General features: G+C 69.7%; 14 protein-coding genes and 1 pseudogene. 7 read left to right on the forward strand and 8 right to left on the reverse strand.

Annotated features, from left to right (window positions below; translation table 11 throughout):
- Nucleotides 1-85 precede the first annotated feature (85 nt).
- Nucleotides 86-871 (reverse strand): annotated as a pseudogene (locus ACOQFS_RS18655) (acetyl-CoA C-acyltransferase); the annotation flags it as partial.
- 41 nt (nucleotides 872-912) lie between these two features.
- On the reverse strand, nucleotides 913-2,712 hold the full coding sequence (locus ACOQFS_RS18660) for an acyl-CoA dehydrogenase (protein WP_017404939.1): 1,800 nt from the start codon (nucleotides 2,710-2,712) through the stop codon (nucleotides 913-915).
- Between the two features lie 134 nt (nucleotides 2,713-2,846).
- On the opposite strand from ACOQFS_RS18660, the gene ACOQFS_RS18665 reads away from it, so the two are divergent.
- Nucleotides 2,847-3,551: a TetR/AcrR family transcriptional regulator gene (locus ACOQFS_RS18665; RefSeq protein ID WP_017404938.1), complete on the forward strand. Its 705-nt coding sequence runs from the start codon at nucleotides 2,847-2,849 to the stop codon at nucleotides 3,549-3,551.
- A gap of 93 nt (nucleotides 3,552-3,644) precedes the next feature.
- Here ACOQFS_RS18665 and ACOQFS_RS18670 read toward each other — a convergent pair whose 3' ends face one another.
- The 3 genes from ACOQFS_RS18670 to ACOQFS_RS18680 are packed head-to-tail and all read right to left on the reverse strand — an operon-like array spanning nucleotide 3,645 to nucleotide 6,368.
- The gene (locus ACOQFS_RS18670) at nucleotides 3,645-4,847 is read right to left on the reverse strand and encodes an NAD(P)/FAD-dependent oxidoreductase (RefSeq protein WP_017404937.1); all 1,203 of its coding nucleotides are present in this window, start codon (nucleotides 4,845-4,847) and stop codon (nucleotides 3,645-3,647) included.
- Nucleotides 4,848-4,866: 19 nt separating this feature from the next.
- On the reverse strand, nucleotides 4,867-5,187 hold the full coding sequence (locus tag ACOQFS_RS18675; protein ID WP_017404936.1) for a non-heme iron oxygenase ferredoxin subunit: 321 nt from the start codon (nucleotides 5,185-5,187) through the stop codon (nucleotides 4,867-4,869).
- 38 nt (nucleotides 5,188-5,225) lie between these two features.
- Nucleotides 5,226-6,368: an aromatic ring-hydroxylating oxygenase subunit alpha gene (locus tag ACOQFS_RS18680; protein ID WP_017404935.1), complete on the reverse strand. Its 1,143-nt coding sequence runs from the start codon at nucleotides 6,366-6,368 to the stop codon at nucleotides 5,226-5,228.
- Between the two features lie 111 nt (nucleotides 6,369-6,479).
- Here ACOQFS_RS18680 and ACOQFS_RS18685 point away from each other — a divergent pair, with 111 nt between their 5' ends.
- Complete coding sequence (locus ACOQFS_RS18685; RefSeq protein ID WP_017404934.1) at nucleotides 6,480-7,781, forward strand: citrate/2-methylcitrate synthase; 1,302 nt, start codon at nucleotides 6,480-6,482, stop codon at nucleotides 7,779-7,781.
- Nucleotides 7,782-7,827: 46 nt separating this feature from the next.
- On the opposite strand, the gene ACOQFS_RS18690 is transcribed toward ACOQFS_RS18685, so the two are convergent.
- The 3 genes from ACOQFS_RS18690 to ACOQFS_RS18700 all read right to left on the reverse strand — a co-directional run bounded on the left by ACOQFS_RS18690 (nucleotide 7,828) and on the right by ACOQFS_RS18700 (nucleotide 9,673).
- The gene (locus tag ACOQFS_RS18690) at nucleotides 7,828-8,112 is read right to left on the reverse strand and encodes a DUF2798 domain-containing protein (protein WP_017404933.1); all 285 of its coding nucleotides are present in this window, start codon (nucleotides 8,110-8,112) and stop codon (nucleotides 7,828-7,830) included.
- Complete coding sequence (locus ACOQFS_RS18695) at nucleotides 8,109-8,429, reverse strand: hypothetical protein (protein WP_103738494.1); 321 nt, start codon at nucleotides 8,427-8,429, stop codon at nucleotides 8,109-8,111. The genes ACOQFS_RS18690 and ACOQFS_RS18695 overlap by 4 nt, the downstream gene beginning before the upstream one ends.
- Nucleotides 8,430-8,782: 353 nt before the next feature.
- Nucleotides 8,783-9,673, reverse strand: coding sequence for a LysR family transcriptional regulator (locus ACOQFS_RS18700; protein WP_108499579.1), 891 nt, complete (start codon nucleotides 9,671-9,673; stop codon nucleotides 8,783-8,785).
- A 92-nt stretch (nucleotides 9,674-9,765) separates the two neighbouring features.
- Between ACOQFS_RS18700 and ACOQFS_RS18705 the strand changes: the two genes are divergently transcribed.
- From ACOQFS_RS18705 to ACOQFS_RS18725, 5 genes are all read left to right on the forward strand, one after another.
- Nucleotides 9,766-11,382, forward strand: a complete 1,617-nt coding sequence (locus tag ACOQFS_RS18705) for an FAD-dependent oxidoreductase (protein ID WP_017404931.1) — start codon at nucleotides 9,766-9,768, stop codon at nucleotides 11,380-11,382.
- 39 nt (nucleotides 11,383-11,421) lie between these two features.
- Entirely contained in the window at nucleotides 11,422-12,417 is a 996-nt protein-coding gene (locus tag ACOQFS_RS18710) for a Bug family tripartite tricarboxylate transporter substrate binding protein (protein WP_017404930.1), read from the forward strand.
- Nucleotides 12,418-12,583: 166 nt separating this feature from the next.
- Nucleotides 12,584-13,720, forward strand: coding sequence for a porin (locus tag ACOQFS_RS18715; RefSeq protein ID WP_017404929.1), 1,137 nt, complete (start codon nucleotides 12,584-12,586; stop codon nucleotides 13,718-13,720).
- Nucleotides 13,721-13,815: 95 nt separating this feature from the next.
- Nucleotides 13,816-15,102 (forward strand): homogentisate 1,2-dioxygenase, encoded by a 1,287-nt coding sequence (gene hmgA / locus ACOQFS_RS18720; protein ID WP_026062256.1) that lies wholly within the window; start codon nucleotides 13,816-13,818, stop codon nucleotides 15,100-15,102.
- Nucleotides 15,099-16,144, forward strand: a 1,046-nt coding sequence (locus ACOQFS_RS18725; protein ID WP_421564326.1) for a fumarylacetoacetate hydrolase family protein, incomplete at its 3' end; no start/stop codon positions are given. The genes hmgA and ACOQFS_RS18725, both read left to right, overlap by 4 nt.

Below are 16,144 nucleotides of genomic sequence, written 5' to 3' on the forward strand. Positions count from 1 at the left end.
ATCAACGATCTACCAACACCACCTCCGCGCCAGTGCTAGCTTTTCGTACCGTCACTTATTGCACTGAAAACGAGGAGACCCCATCGTCCATCAGCACGCAGGCGGCGGCGCCATCGGAGAGCTGGCTGGCATTGCCCGCCGTGACGCTGCCGCCCTCGATCACGGGCTTGAGCGCGGCCAGGCTCTCGAGCGTGGTCTCCGGGCGGTTGCCCTCGTCCTGGGCCAGGGTCACGTCGCGGTGGCTGACGGCCTGGGTCTCCTTGTCGACCACGGCCATGCGCGACGGCAGGGGCACGATCTCGGCGTCGAAGCGTCCAGCCTGCTGGGCCGCCGCCGTGCGCTGCTGCGATTGCAGCGCGTACAGGTCCTGCGCCTCGCGGCCGATCCCGTACTTCCTGGCGACGAACTCCGCCGTCTGCAGCATGGGCATGTAGGCGTGCGGCACCTTGGCCTGGACGGCGGGGTCCGCCTCCGCCGAGGCCCAGTCGAAGTAGCCCTTCTGCACCGCGGAGATGTTTTCCTGGCCGCCCGCGACCACGACCCGCATGCCGTCCACGATGATCTGCTTGGCGGCCGTCGCCACCGCCATGAGCCCGGAAGCGCACTGGCGGTCCAGGGTCTGGCCGCTCACCGCCACGCCCAGCCCGGCCGCGAGCGCGGCGTTGCGCGCCAGGTTCATGCCGGCCGTGCCGGCGCCCAGCACCGTGCCCACGACGACGTCGTCGACCTCGTCCGGGCCGGCGCCGGCGCGCGCGACGGCGTGCCCGATGGCATGGCCCAGCAGCGTGGGCGACTTGATGGCATTGAATGCCCCTTTGTAGGCGCGCCCGATGGGGGTGCGCGCGACGGAAACGATGACGGCCTGGCTCATAAGGTCCTGCGGTGGAGATGGAAAGGGAATGCGTCGCGGCTTCAGATGAACCACGCGTCGCGCATGTCGTAGGCGCAGCGGTCGGCACGCGCGAGCAACGCCCACTGGGCGTGCGTCTGCGGCAGCTCCCACTGGAAGAAGTAGCGCATGGCCTGCAGCTTGCCGCGGTAGTGGTCGGCGGCCTCCCCGCTGGCGGCCGGCAGCGCGCGCGCCGCCGCCCGCCCCTGCAGCAGCCAGATCCAGGCCAGCGTCACGCGCCCGAACGCGTCGAGGTACAGCGTGGCGTTGGCCAGGCCGAGGTCGGGCTCGCTGCGCTGCAGCGCGGCGAGCCCCGCGCTGACCTCCACCAGGCGGTCCAGCGCCGCGCACAGGGCCGCCGCCTCGTCGCCCAGGCCCGCCTCGGAGGCGCGCCCGGCGTCCTGGCGCACGGTGTCGACGAACAGGCGCAGCCCCGCGCCCTGCTCCGCCAGCACCTTGCGGCCGAGCAGATCGATGCCGTGGATGGCCTCGGTCCCCTCGTGGATCATGTTCAGGCGCTGGTCGCGGTACAGCTGCTCCAGCGGGTAGTCGCGCGTGTAGCCCGCGCCGCCGAGCACCTGAATGGCCAGGTCGTTGGCCGCCGCGCCGTAGCGCGCAGGCCAGGACTTCACGACCGGCGTGAGGACGTCGAGCAGCCGGCCGGCCGCTGCGCGCGCCGGCGGCTCCGGATGGGTGTGCTGGTCCTCGAACAGGCTGCAGGCGTACAGGCACAGGGCCAGGCTGCCCTCGGCGTAGGCCTTCTGCACCAGCAGCATCCGGCGCACGTCGGAGTGCTCGACCAGCTTGACCTGCGGCGACAGCGGATCCTTGTTCGACGGCAGGCGGCCCTGCGGCCGCTCGCGCGCGTAGGCCAGCGACTCGCTGAAGCCGCGCCAGGCGATGCTGGCGGACATGACGCCGACGCCGATGCGCGCCTCGTTCATCAGCTGGAACATGTGGGCCAGGCCCTGGTGCTCGCGGCCGACCAGCCAGCCCACCGCGCCGCCCTTCTCCCCGAAGGACAGCACGGTGGAGGTGGTGTTGCGCCAGCCCATCTTGTGCAGCAGCCCGGCCAGCGCCACGTCGTTCGGCGTGTCCGCCGCCCCGTGCTCGCCGGGCAGGATCTTGGGCACCAGGAACAGCGAGATGCCCTTGACGCCGGGCGGCGCGCCCTGGATGCGCGCGAGCACCATGTGCACGATGTTCTCGGTGAGGTCCTGCTCGCCGCCGGAGATGAACATCTTCTGGCCGAAAACGCGGTAGCTCCCATCGGCCTGGGGCACGGCGTAGGTCTTGATGTCGCCCAGGGCGGAACCCTGCGACGGCTCGGTCAATGCCATCGTGCCGGCGAAGCGGCCGTCGCCCAGCGGCGCGAGGTAGCGGGCCCGGAGCTGTGGGCTGCCGAAGGTGCGCAGCAGATTGGCCGCGCCGATCGTCAGCATCGCATAGGCCGCCGTGCCGACGTTGGCCGCGTAGAAGGCGCTCATCGCCGCGCGCAGCACGACCTCCGGCAGCTGCAGCCCGCCCTCGGCCTGCTCCCAGTGCGCACTGAGGAACCCGGCATCCGCGATGGCCTGCCACGCCGCGCGGGTCGGCGCGACGAGGCGGGCCCGGCCATTCTCGAACTGTGGCTCGTTCTCGTCGCCCTCGCGCAGATGCGGCGCCAGCAAATCCTCGGCCAGCTGGCGCGCCGTCTCCAGCGTGGCGTCGAAGACCTCGCGCGAGTGCTCGGCATAGCGCTCGCGCCGCAGCAGGCCCGCGGTGTCCAGGACTTCGTAAAGCAGGAAGGCGAGCTCGCGCTCGCTGATGGTGGCAGTGGCCATGTGGGGTTGTCTCGCTCGAAATAAACACCGAGCGCTCGCTCGGTTTTTGAGGGAGTTTACAATCATTCCCGACCGGCGGTCAATTCGGGCAACCTGCCCCGCCCCCCACCCGACCGCGTCCACGCCTTCCCGCCATGCCCCTGTCCCTCGGTCTCGAGCCCCGATTCACCTTCGCACAGTTCAAGCGGATCAACCCCATCCCGCCCGACACGCTGTGGGAGCTGGTGTACGCGCGCAACGCGCACGCCATCACGGTCAAGCGCGTGCCGGTGGCGCTGGCCAATCTGCGGGCCATCTTCGAGGCCTCCTTCCAGCTGGCCAACCAGGTGGGCTTCGGCGCGATGACGCTGCGGGACCTGTCCAAGGCCACCGGCCTGTCCATGGGCGGGCTCTACGGCTACCTGCAGAGCAAGGACGCCCTGGCCGCCATGGTCGAGGACCTGATCCGGCACATCGGCGGCGAGATCCCTCGCTGGTTCGACGAGGCGTCTCTGGCGCCGCTGGTGCGTCTGGACAGCAGCCTGCGGGCGCACGTCTTCATGTCCGAGCTGCTGCAGCCGTGGTTCTATTTCGTGTACATGGAGTCGCGCGTGCTCGAGGCTGATCAGCGCAAGGTGGCCAGGGCCGCCGAGGTGGATTTCCAGGCCGCCATGGCGCGGCAGATCCGGCAGGTGCGCGAGATGGGCGACCGGGAAGCCTTCCTGCTGGCGGCGCACCTGCAGAGCGTCATCCAGGACTGGTACGTCAAGCGCTGGAAGTACCGGGCCGAGAAGATCAGCGTGGATGAGTTCGCGAACAGCCTGAGCGCGATGGTCGCCGCGCAGCTGCGGGTCGAATAGCGTCGGCGCTCCCGCGCCGATCCCTCCTGCGCACGCGCCCAGTGGCCGGGCTGCAGGCGGCAGCGGCACCGGGCCGCCCCGCGAGCAGCCCGCTCAGAGCTTGTCCAGGCGGACCGTGCGGTCGGCGAGGACCTCCGGCGGCGGGCAGGTCCCCTGCTTGAGCCAGCGCTTGGCCACCTTGATGTCGCGCGGCACGTTCACCGACAGCACGCTGCGCAGCCTGCCCTCAGAGATCTGGAACACGGAGAACGCCCCCTCCTCGGCGGAGCCGCGCAGGGTGCCCTCGAGCTCGTTCGACGGCACGCCGAGCACCTGCAGGTTCAGGTCGTACTGATCCGACCAGAACCACGGAATCTCGTCGTACGCCACCTCGCCGCCGGCAATGGCCTTGCCCACGGCGATGGCCTGATTCTGGGCATTGGCCCACGACTCGCATCGCAGACGGCCGCCCGCCCAGGTGTTCGGCTGGTTGGCCACGTCGCCCGCGGCATAGATGTCTGGGTCGGAGGTGCGGCCGGCCTGGTCCACGACGATGCCGTCCCGGACCTCGAGCCCGCAGGCCTCGGCCAGCCCGGTGTCGAGCGCAAGCCCGATCCCGACCACCACCGCGTCGAACTCCTGCGGCCCGCCAGGCAGTTCCACGGCCAGCGCGCGCTGGCGGCCCGCTTCGATCGACGCGACCGTCGTCGCCAGCCGGACGTCGACGCCTTCCCGGCGGTGCCTGTCGAGCAGGAACGCCGAGAACCGGGGCGGCAGCGACCGCGCGCACAGGCGCGGCCCCGCCTCCAGCACCATGACCTCGACCTGTTTCTTCCTCGCCGTCGCGGCGATCTCCAGCCCGATCCACCCGCCGCCCACGATCAGCAGCCGGTTGCCCGGCACCAGCTTCCTGGCGATGGCCTGGCAATCCTCGATCGTGCGCAGCGCATGGACGCCGGGCAGGTCGGCGCCGGGACACGACAGCGCCCGAGGTCGCCCTCCGGTGGCCAGCACGAGCTTGTCGTAGCGGACCGCAGAGCCATCCGCGCAGCTGACCTGGTGGCCGGTGCGATCGATGCCGACGGCCTCGACGCCGGGCCGGAAGTCCACGCGCAGCGCGTCGCACTGCTGCGGGCCGAGCAGCACCGGCGGGTGCTCTTCCGCCCCGCTGAGCACCGCCTTCGACAAGGGGGGCCGCTCGTAGGGCGCGTGCGGCTCGCGCCCCAGGAGCGTGATGCCCCCTTCATGTCCCGCTTCGCGCAGCGACCGGGCGACCCAGGCGCCGGCCTGGCCGGCTCCAATGATGACGACATCCATGGGTGCTCCCTGCCGTCGTTCAGTGCGCGGGCCGCAGGAAGATGACTCCCTGCTCGACCTTGACCGGATGGCAGCGCAGCGGATCCGTGCACGGCGCGCCCACCGCCCGGCCGCTTCGGATGTCGAAGGTGCCCTCGTGCAGGGGGCACTCGATGAGGCAGGAATCGACCACCATGCCCAGCGAAAGGTCCGCGTCGCCGTGGGTGCAGGTGCCGTCCGTGGCGAAGATCTCGCCGCCGAGGTTGTAGAGGCACACCCGCCTGCCGTCGATCTCGACCGGGTGCGTGTCGTCTTCGTCGATGTCGGCCACGTTGCCGACCCTGATCCATTCACCGTCCATGGTGTCTCCCGGATTGTTGTCTTGCCGCACCCGCTGCCCTACGCCTGCGACGTCATCACGTCGATGTAGTGGTTCTCCATGTGATACAGCGCCTCCTCGAGCGGCGACATCGGGCCGGGCTGGAAGAACTTCGACCCCGCGGTGTTCTGCATGCCCTCCACCATCACGGCGTCCTCGGCGATGATCTGGCGCACGAAACCCACGTACTTCTCCATCTCCTCGTCATAGTTCGGGATCGAGAAGGCGCCTTCAGGGAACAGCAGATAGCAGATGACCTTGGTCTCCGTGGGAGAGATGGGCCAGATGTGCCACATGCGCACGCTGTCGGCACGCATCGACAGGTTCAGGTTCGGATAGATGCCCGCCTTGCAGGCGATCCCGCTGGGCTTGTCCTGCGCCCAGGGCAGCGTCGGGAAGACCTGCTCGCCGGACTTCGAGTGCGGCCTGGCTTCGTACTGGGTGTGCCAGCCGCCGTTCTCGACCAGGTTGAAGCGGACCTGCTCGCCCTTCACGAAGCCGCCGAAGGTCCCCTTGTGGATGACGCCGACGTGGTAGATGTCGATCAGGTTCTCGACCAGGAACTTCCAGTTGCACTTGACGTCGATCTCGACCTTCTGGGCGAGCTTGCAATGGTCGGTCTGGAACCACCACAGCGGCTGCTCGAAGGGAGCGATGTAGTCGTCGAAAGACATCGGCTCGTCGCTGAAGTTCACGAAGATCCAGCCGCGCCAGACCTTGACGTGAAGCTGGCGCAGGCTGCAGTTCTTCAGCTCGACCTCCGAGGCCTTCATGCCCGGCGCGACGACGAGCTTGCCGCTCACGTCGTAGAGCCAAGCGTGGTACGGGCAGCTGAATTCCTTGGCGTTGCCGCGGCCGACGGCGATCTCCACGCCGCGGTGCAGGCACTGGTTCATGTAGGCGACGACCTGGTCGGGCGCGGGACGGGACACCACGATCGACTCCTTCATCACCTGGAAGGTGTAGTAGTCGCCGACATCGGGAATCTCCTCGACGCGTCCCACGGAGAGCCAGTACTTCATGAAGATCTGCTCCTTCTCCATGGCGTAGATCTCGGGCGAGCTGTACACCTCGCCCGGCAGGTGCCGGGCGCTGAGCAGTTTCTTGCGGGTCTCCTTGAACTTGGGGCGCAGGTCCAGGAGTTGGTGTTCGGCTACTTGCATCGTGGTCGTCCTTTCAAAAGATTCGTTGAGTAAACGTAACGAATACTAGGCAATACATTGATCTATGTATAGATCGATGTGAGAATCGATATAAATAGCCGTAGGAACCCTATGCCAGCCAAGAACAGCTCCGAGAACGCACGCCAGCGCCGCCAGATCAATGACGTCGAATACGTCGGGAGCGCGGAAGCGATGTCGATCCTCGGCGTGCGCCGCGAGACGCTGTACACCTACGTGAGCCGCGGCCTCATCAAGACCAAGCAGCGCCCGGGCGTGAAGGCCAAGCTTTACCGCAAGGCCGACGTCGAGAAGCTCAGGAGCCGGGCCGTCGCCCGCTCGGGCGGGCCGCAGGTCTCCCAGTCGCTGCGCTACGGCGAGCCGATCGCGCAGACGTGGATCAGCGAGCTCACCGCCCAGGGCCCACGCTACCGGGGGGTGCTCGCGCGCGACCTGGTGCGTGACGGACGGTCGTTCGAGTTCGCGAGCGAGCTCATCTGGACGGGGCTGCCGCGCACCCGCGATGTCCCGTGGCCGGCCCCGCAGGACACCCGGCAGCCTGAGTCGCTGGTCCGCATGGCGCTGCAATCGGCCGAGCACGTCACGCCGCTCAAGCTCCTGGCGATGCTGACGACCTCGCTGTCCGCGTTCGAGCGGGCCGAGGACGACGTGGAGGCGGCCGGTTTCGCGGCCTGCCGCCGCCTGCTGCAGTGGCTGGCGGGCACGGCTGGCGTCTTCGGCCCCGAGCCGCGCTTCTCCCCGCCCCGCGACGGCGAGTTCGTGGCGCAGTGCGTCGCCCGCGGGCTGGGCCTGGGCGATCGGCCCGATGCCGTGCGGGCCATCGACGCCGCGCTCGTGATGTCCGCCGAACACGAGCTGTCGGCACCGACCTTCGCGGCGCGGATCTGCGCCTCGACGGGCGCGGACCTGCACGCCTGCGTCGCCACGGCGATGCTGACCCAGTCCGGGCCGATGCAGGTCGGGGGCGCCGTGGAGGTCGAGGCGCTCATCGACGCCCTGCCCTGCGGCCTGGCGCCCGAAGACGCCCTGCCGCTGGCGGCGGCCTCGGGTTTCAAGGGCAATGAGCTGCCGTGCTTCGGCCATCCCCTCTACGATGGGGAGGACCCGCGCTCGGCCGTGCTGCTCGAGCTCGTAGACGACCTCAGCGCGCACGGACCGGATCTGCCGAAGGTGCAGGCGCTGGTGACCGGCGCGCGGCAGGCGGGACAGCACCCGAACGTCTTCGCCGCCCTCGTGATCCTGTGCAAGGCGATGGGTCTGCCCAATGGCAGCGGCGCGATGCTGCATACCCTGGCGCGCACCAGCGGGTGGATCGCCCACGCGATGGAGCAGCGCCTGACGGGCGCCATGCTGCGGCCGCGCGCGAAGTACATGGGCCAGCACCTTCCGCGGTAAGGCAGCCCTCGGCCGCGGCGGGCGTGGGCGAGGAGGTTCCCTCCGGTCAGTCCCGCATCACGAGCGCTGCGGTGGCCCTGCGCACCAGAGGCAGCGCGAAGAGCAGCGTCGGGAAGGCGATGATCCATGACAGTGCCCACGCGCTGAGCCAGATGTAGAGAAAGCCGGGCGCCAGGCCGATGCTGCGCAGGGTCGACACGGCCGACACCACGAAGGTCATCAGGATCGAGAGCAGCAGCGGCATCACCAGCGTCGCGTAGGCGGCTGGCAGCTTGGCGAAGCCGAACACCGTGCGGGCCTGCGCCGCCGAAGGAGGACACTCGTTTTTCATGGGTAGGCCCGTGGTGTGTGGCCTGCACTGCCCTCGGGACTGCGGATGGCGCAGTCCGGACTGCCGTAGCGCCGGACGTTCCAGCACACGGCCATGGAACGCCCGCCCGTCATCCTGGCGTGGTTGCGGCGCAGCGGCGAAGCGCCGCATGCCGCGCGCCGGTCGCGGCTGCCGATGGCGGAGGTGTCCGCGCGGGAGGGAAGCCGCCGCGCGCTCAGGAAATGCACCGCTCCTGCTGCTTGCCGGTCCTGCGCGAAGGACTTGTCTGTACTGCGCCGCATCTGACCCTGGGCATCGGGTTGGTCCTTCGTCTGCATGGATCCTCCTTCATCGGGTTGTTTCGTTGCGCTGCCCAGCAATGGCAGCGCTATTGTTAGTTGCCAAACCAAAGTTACCCGGCGAGGGTGGAGGTGTCAACACGCAAAGCGAGCTGTCGCGGAGGCCGAAGAAAGAATACGCGGGTCCTCTGATGAAGGTCAAAGCGCGGTGCCGGAGGGACGCCTGCCCAGCGATCGCGGTTCGCGATGGGTGGGCATCCGCAATACGACGGCTCGCCGTCGAGCCAGCCTCAAGCCACGGGGAGAGCCCCGGTTCGCCGCCGGCATCGTTCGAGCGGGGTCGGCCGCATCCGGGCACTGGCTCCGCCGCACCCGAAGCCTGCCCGTCGGGCCTAGTCGAACGCGAGCTTGGCGAGCGTGCCACGCAGCCATTGGTTGGCCGGATCCTTGTGCGCCCTCCGGTGCCAGAACTGGCGCACGTCCGCCGCGGGAATGCTCAGCGGCACCGGCAGGATCTGCACGCCACGGGCGTTACGCGCCGCGTTGCGGGGCACGGTGACGACCAGGTTGGAGCGCTCGACGACATCCGCCGCGACGTGGTAGTGGGTCACGCGCAGGATGACGTCGCGCTTGGCGCGCATCTTCGAGAGCGCGCGCTCCACCAGGTCGTCCGCATTGCCCGTGGCCACGGCGACGTGCTGGGCCGTCAGGAACGCCTGCAGCGGGAAGCCGGGGCCGATGAACGGATGCCGCTTGCGCGCCAGGCAGCAGTAGGGATCGCCGAACAGGCGCTGCTGGTAGAAGCCCGACTTCAGAAAGGCGAGGTTGCCGATCGCGAGATCCGCCTCGCCGCTCTGCAGCAGTTGCTGGTACTGGTCGTTGGGCCGCCGCAGCGCCTCGATGCGCACGTGCGGCGCCTCCCGCAGCACCGCCGAGATCAGCCGCGGCAGAACGATGCCCTCCCCCGCGTCGGACAGGAGGATCTTGCACGTGCGCTCCGACGCCTTCGGCTCGAAGCCGTTCGGTCTTTCCAACGACTGCTGAAGGATCGCCAACGCCTGGCGGACCGGGCCGATGAGTTCGTCGGCCAGGGCCGTCGGCTCCATCCCGCCGGTGGTCCGCACGAACAGCGCATCGGAGCAGGCCTTGCGCAGCCGCAGCAGCGCGTTGCTCATTGCGGGCTGCGACAGGCCCGCGACGCTCGCCGCCCGCGACACATTGCGCTCGGCATAGATGGCGTCGAAGACCCGCAGCAGGTTCAGGTCGAACGTTTTGATATTCATATCCTGAATTCTATTTCTCTCCAATATCGATTAGACAATGATGAGCGTGCCGGTGATCATTTCCCCAACCAAACGAGAAAGGATGAGACCCCATGGGGACAGAGATCAAGACGCCCGTGCTGATCGTGGGCGGAGGGCCCATCGGCCTGTCGATGGCCATCGAGCTGGGATGGAGGGGGATCGAGTCGATCCTCGTGGATGAGGGCGACGGCACGATCGAGCACCCGCGCACCGGCCTGATCGCGGTGCGCACGATGGAGCTGTTCCGACGCTGGGGGCTGGCGCAGCGCGTGCGCGACTGCGGATTCCCGGACGACTACGACCTCTCGATGGTCTTCTGCACGTCGCTCAACGGGCTGCTGCTCGATCGGGAGAGCTACCCGAGCATGCGCGACGCGCCCACGCCGCCCGAGACGCCCGAGAAGAAGCAGCGCTGCCCGCAGCTGTGGCTGCAGCCCATCCTGACCGACGCCGCCCGCGCCGAACCCAGGGCCAGGCTGCTGTTCAAGCACCGCTTCGTCTCGCTTCAGCAGGACGGCGAGGGCGTCACGGCGACCGTCACCGACCTGAACACGGGCGAGCCTGTCACCATCCGCGCGGACTACCTGCTCGGCTGCGATGGCGCTACCAGCCAGGTCCGCGAGCAGGTCGGCATCAGGATGGAGGGCCGGCTGCTCAGCTACTCGGTGAACGTCCTGATCCACGCGCCGGGACTGGTGCACGAGCACAAGATGGGGCCGGCCGAGCGCTACCTCTTCGTCGGCCCGGAGGGAACGTGGGGCAATCTGACCGTCGTCGACGGGAACGAGATCTGGCGCCTGACGGTGCTCGGATCGGAAGAGAAGATGGACCTCGCGAACTTCGACCCCGCCGCCTGGGTCCGGCGCGCGCTCGGTCGCGACGACGTGGAGTTCGTGGTCGATTCGGCCATCCCCTGGCGGCGCAGCGAGATGCTCGCCGATCGCTACTTCGAGGGCCGCGTCGCGCTCGTGGGCGATTCCGCCCACACCATGTCTCCGACCGGTGGCATGGGCATGAACACCGGGGCGCAGGAGGTGCTGGACATCGGCTGGAAGCTCGAGGGCCTCCTCAACGGCTGGGGCGGCCCGGCCCTGCTGCGCAGCTACGAGACCGAGCGCCGGCCCGTCGCGCAGCGCAACATCGGCTTCTCCACGCAGAACTTCAGGGCCTGGCAGGACACGCCCAGCCCGGCGGCGGTGTGCGACCTGAGCGCCGAAGGCGAGCAGGTGCGCCGGGACCTCGGCCGGCGCCTGCGCGAGTCGACGCGCGTGGAGTGGGAGTCGCTGGGCCTGCAGATCGGCCACCGCTACGAGGGCTCGCCGATCTGCGTTTCCGACGGCACGCCCCCGACCCCGGACGAGTACTCGACGTACATCCCCACGACGCGGCCCGGCGCGCGCGCGCCCCACGTCTGGCTCAGCGACGGCCGCTCGACGCTCGACCTGTTCGGCCGCACCTTCGTGCTCCTGTGCTTCGACGGCGGCCTGCGGGGCGAGGCGGACACGCTCGCGCAGGCCTTTGCCGCCAGGGGAGTTCCGTTCCGCCTCGAATCCATCGAGCAGGCCGACGTGGCGAGAGCCTACGAACGCCCGCTGGTCCTGGTGCGTCCCGACGGGCATGTCGCATGGCGCGGCTCGCACGTGGAGCACGCCGGCCAGGTGGTCGACACGGTCCGCGGCGCCGCTTAGCCGCAAGCCCCTTCCACGAAACAAAAAGGAGACAACCCCATGAAGACTGAACTGCCCGGCCGCGCGATCAAGGCGATGGCCGCCGCCCTTCTCGGCTCGTGCATCGCACTGTGCGCACATGCCAACGGCTATCCCAGCAGGCCGGTCACGCTGGTCGTGCCCTTCACGCCCGGCGGCAGCAACGACGCCCTGGCGCGCACGGTGGGCCAGAAGCTCGGCGAGTACTGGAAGCAGCCCGTCATCGTCGACAACCGCCCGGGCGCGGGCGGCAACGTTGGCACCAAGCAGGCGGCCAAGGCGGCTCCCGACGGCCACACCCTGCTCGTCGTGGCCAACAATTTCGTCACCAACCCCTTCCTCTATCCGGACGGCCGCGCGGGCTACGATCCCGTGAAGGAATTCGTTCCCGTCACGCAGCTGGGCCGCGTGCCCTTCGTCCTGGTCGTCCACCCCGGCCTCGCCGCCAAGTCGACCCAGGAGCTGATCGCCCTGGCCAAGGCCCAGCCCGGCAAGCTGTCCTATGGGTCCGCCGGCGTCGGCACGCCGCACCACCTGACCGGAGAGCTCTTCAAGAGCCTGGCCGGCATCGACATGGTGCACGTGCCCTACCGCGGCGCGCAGCCCGTGGTCACGGACCTGATCGGCGGACAGATCCAGGTGCTCTTCGGCGTCGCGAACTCGGTGCTCCCGCACATCAAGACCGGCGCCCTGCGCCCGCTCGCGGTGGCCGGCGAGCAGCCCCTGCCCTACCTGCCAAACGTCCCGACCGTCGCCAGCGCGGGCGGCCCCTTCAAGGCCTTCCGCAGCGAGGTCTGGATCGGCCTGGTCGCGCCGGCGGGCACGCCGCCCGACGTGGTGGCCAAGATCGAGGAGGCGGCGGGCCGGGCACTGCGGGATCCGGCGGTCAAGGCGGCGCTGGAAGCCCAGGGCCTGGAGCCCGCCCCATCGACGCCGGCCGCGCTCCAGGCACTCATGCAGGAAGACATGGCGCGCTGGTCCAAGGTCATCAAGGACACCGGCGCACGCGCCGAGTGAGGCGCAGCGGCGAGGCCGGCGGCTGATCGCCGCCGCCGGCGCCGCCGCGCCGCCCTCTAACACCCGATTGCAGCTGGCTGACGGCGCGGAGCACCCGCCCGCCGGGCAGCGCATCGCCCGCAGCGTGGCCCGTCAGGCCCCATCCCATCACAACGAGGAGACAACCATGAAGCATTCCCTTTCCGCGGCGGCCGCAGGCCTGCTCGCGCTCGGGCTCGCACCCGCGCATGCGCAAGGAGGCGCGCCGGCGTCCGGCGTCACGATCTACGGCGTGGCCGACGCCGGGGTCGAATGGTCTAACAACGGCGCCGGCTCGTCCCGCCGGCTGGTGTCGGGCGGCGCGCTGGGCAGCCGGCTCGGCTTCCGCGGCGTCGAGGACCTCGGCGGCGGCCTGTCCGCGGTTTTTCGCCTGGAGCAAGGCATCAATCTGGACGATGGCACCCTGGGCCAGGGCGGCCGCGCATTCGGCCGGGAAGCCTCCGTCGGCCTGGCAAGCACCGCCTGGGGCACCGTGACGGCCGGGCGCCTGCCGACGCCCTACTACGTGGCCCAGTCCGGCGTCGACGCCTTCTCGTGGATGGGCAGCGGCGGGCATCTGGCCATCACGCGCAGCACCGACGCGACCCGCCAGCTGCTGCCCCTGGCCGTCAGCGCCCGCTTCGACAACGCGGTGGGCTACGTGACGCCCAGGCTGGGACCGCTGACGTTTCGCGCCATGGCCGCGGCCGGGGAGAATCAGCCCACCATTGGACGCGCCTACAGCGCCTCGGCGACCTACCGCAACGGTCCGGTCGACGCGGTGCTGGCCTGGGCACGACAGCAGGGCGCGGACAACGCGAACGGCCGGATCGACGCCGTCGTCGCCGGGGGCAGCTACGACTTCGGCGCCGCCAAGATCTTCGCGGGCTACACCGCGGAAAAGAACAGCTGCGGCACCTGCACCGGCGCGCTCGCCCGCGCCCAGGGCGTCACGGGCGCCGCGGCCAGCGAGTTCCGCCTGATCAACCTCGGGGCCCGCGTGCCCTTCGGTGCCTTCACCGCCATCGTGCAGGCCGTGCGGATTTCCGACCGCTCGGCCTACGCGGCGGCCACCGGCCAACGGGACGCCACATGGCTGGCCATCGGCGGCGAATACACGCTCTCCAAGCGCACGATGGCCTATGCCTCGCTGGGCGCGGTCGGCAACCAGAACGGCTCGCGCTACGCGCTGGGTTCCGGATCGGCCCAGCAGCCCGCAGGGCTCGGGGGAGCGGGCGACCACCGTTCCACCACGCTCACACTGGGCATGCGCCACGCGTTCTGAACAGACACGGCAGACGCCCAGGTCGTGCGCTCAGGCGCCTGCGTGGCGCAGGAGCGCCGCCGCATGTTGAATCAAACCAAGGACAGGCCATCGCCATGACTGAACCACAACCCGCCTACCAGACCGGCATGTGCAACGAGTTCGCCACCGAAGCCCTCCCCGGGGCGCTCCCCCATGGGCGCAACTCCCCGCAGCGCGCGCCGTACGGCCTGTACGCCGAGCAGCTCTCCGGCACGGCGTTCACCGCGCCGCGCCACGCCAACCGCCGCGCCTGGCTCTACCGCATCCGGCCTTCGACGCTGCACCATCCTTTCGCCCTCGTGGATGCGGGACGGTGGACGAGCCGGGCCGGCGACGGCCCCGTGACGCCCAACCAGCTGCGCTGGGACCCGCTTCCTATGCCCGAGCGGCCGACGGACTTCATCGAGGGCATGACGACGATGGCGTGCAACGCGTCCTGCGCGGTCCACCTCTATGCCGCCAACCGGTCGATGGAGACGCGGTTCCTGTACGACGCCGACGCGGAGCTGCTCCTCGTGCCCCAGGCTGGTCGCCTCGAGCTGGCAACGGAAATGGGCCGTCTGCAGCTCGAGCCCCAGGAGATCGCCGTGATCCCCCGGGGCGTGCGCTTCCAGGTGCGGCTGCTGGACGCCCAGGCGCGGGGCTACGTGTGCGAGAACTTCGGCGCCGCCCTCAAGCTGCCGGACCTCGGTGTCATCGGCTCCAACGGGCTGGCGAATCCCCGGGACTTCTGCACGCCGGTCGCGGCCTACGAAGACCGCGAAGGCGACTTCGAGCTGGTCGCGCGCTTCCAGGGAAACCTGTGGAGCGCGCGCATCGGCCACAGCCCGCTCGACGTGGTCGCCTGGCATGGCAACCACGCGCCCTACAAGTACGACCTGCGGCGGTTCAACACCATCGGCTCGATCAGCTACGACCATCCCGATCCGTCCATCTTCCTGGTGCTGCAGTCCGTCAGCGACACCCCGGGCGTCGACACCATCGACTTCGTGGTGTTCCCGCCGCGCATCCTCGTGGCCCAGAACACGTTCCGGCCGCCCTGGTACCACCGTAACGTCGCGAGCGAGTTCATGGGGCTGATCCACGGGGCCTACGACGCCAAGGCCGAGGGCTTCGTGCCCGGCGGCGCGTCCCTGCACAACTGCATGAGCGCGCACGGACCGGATGCCGACACCTTCGCCAAGGCCAGTGCCGCTGACACCTCCCGGCCGGACTACCTCACCGAGACGATGGCCTTCATGTTCGAGTCGTGCGACGTCTTCAGGCCGACGACGTTCGCCCTGGAGACCGCCCAGCTGCAGGAGGACTATTTCCGCTGCTGGCAGAACCTCGGGAAGCACTTCGATCCGGCGCGGCCATGACGCGGGTGAACGAAACCCACGCGCCGGACCTGCGCAGCTGGGTCGGGTCCGCGAACGAGGACACGACGGATTTCCCGATCCAGAATTTGCCCTTCGGCGTCTTCCGCCGGCGCGGCTCCTCCGGGCCGTTTGGGGGCGGCGTGGCCATCGGGGACCAGATCCTCGACCTGGCCGCCGCGGCCGCCAGCGGCGCACTCGCCGGCGATGCGCGGGATGCCGCGGTGGCCGCCTCGCGCAAGCGCCTCAACGACTTCATGGCCATGGGGCCCGCCGCGTGGTCGGCGCTGCGCCTGGCGCTCTCGCGCGCGCTGCGCACGGGAGCCACGGAGCGCGGCAGGTTGGAGGGATGCCTTCTTGCCCAGCGCTCGGCCGAATACGCCCTGCCCGCGGCCATCGGCGACTACACCGACTTCTACATCGGCATCCACCATGCCACCGCCGTCGGCCGGTTGTTCCGGCCGGACGCACCGCTGCTTCCGAACTACAAATGGGTTCCCATCGGGTACCACGGCCGCAGTTCCTCCGTGGTCGTCAGCGGCGAACCGATCTACCGCCCGCTCGGCCAGAGCAGGGCCGAGGCCGGCGACCCGGAATTCGGTCCGAGCAGGCGCCTGGACTACGAACTGGAGCTCGGTTTCCTGGTGGGCCCGGGCAACCGGCGCGGCGAGCCCATTGCCATCGGCAGCGCCGAGAGCCACCTGTTCGGGGTCGCGCTGTTCAACGATTGGTCGGCGCGCGACATCCAGCCCTGGGAGTACCAGCCGCTGGGGCCCTTCCTGTCCAAGAACTTCGGCAGCACGCTCGCCCCGTGGGTCGTGACATTTGAGGCGCTGGCGCCGTTCCGGGCCGCTTGTCCGCGTGCGCCCGGCGACCCCGAGCCATTGCCCTATCTGAATTCCGAACGGAACCGGGCCAGCGGCTCGGTCGATGTGCAGCTCGAGGTGCTGCTCCAGACCGAGGCGATGGCCCGGTCGGGCCTGCTGCCAGCGCGCCTGTCGCGCTCGAGCTTCGTGGAGGCCGCCTACTGGACCCCCGCCCAGCT

The organism is Paracidovorax sp. MALMAid1276 (genome assembly GCF_049198005.1).
Classification (GTDB): Bacteria; Pseudomonadota; Gammaproteobacteria; order Burkholderiales; family Burkholderiaceae_C; genus Acidovorax.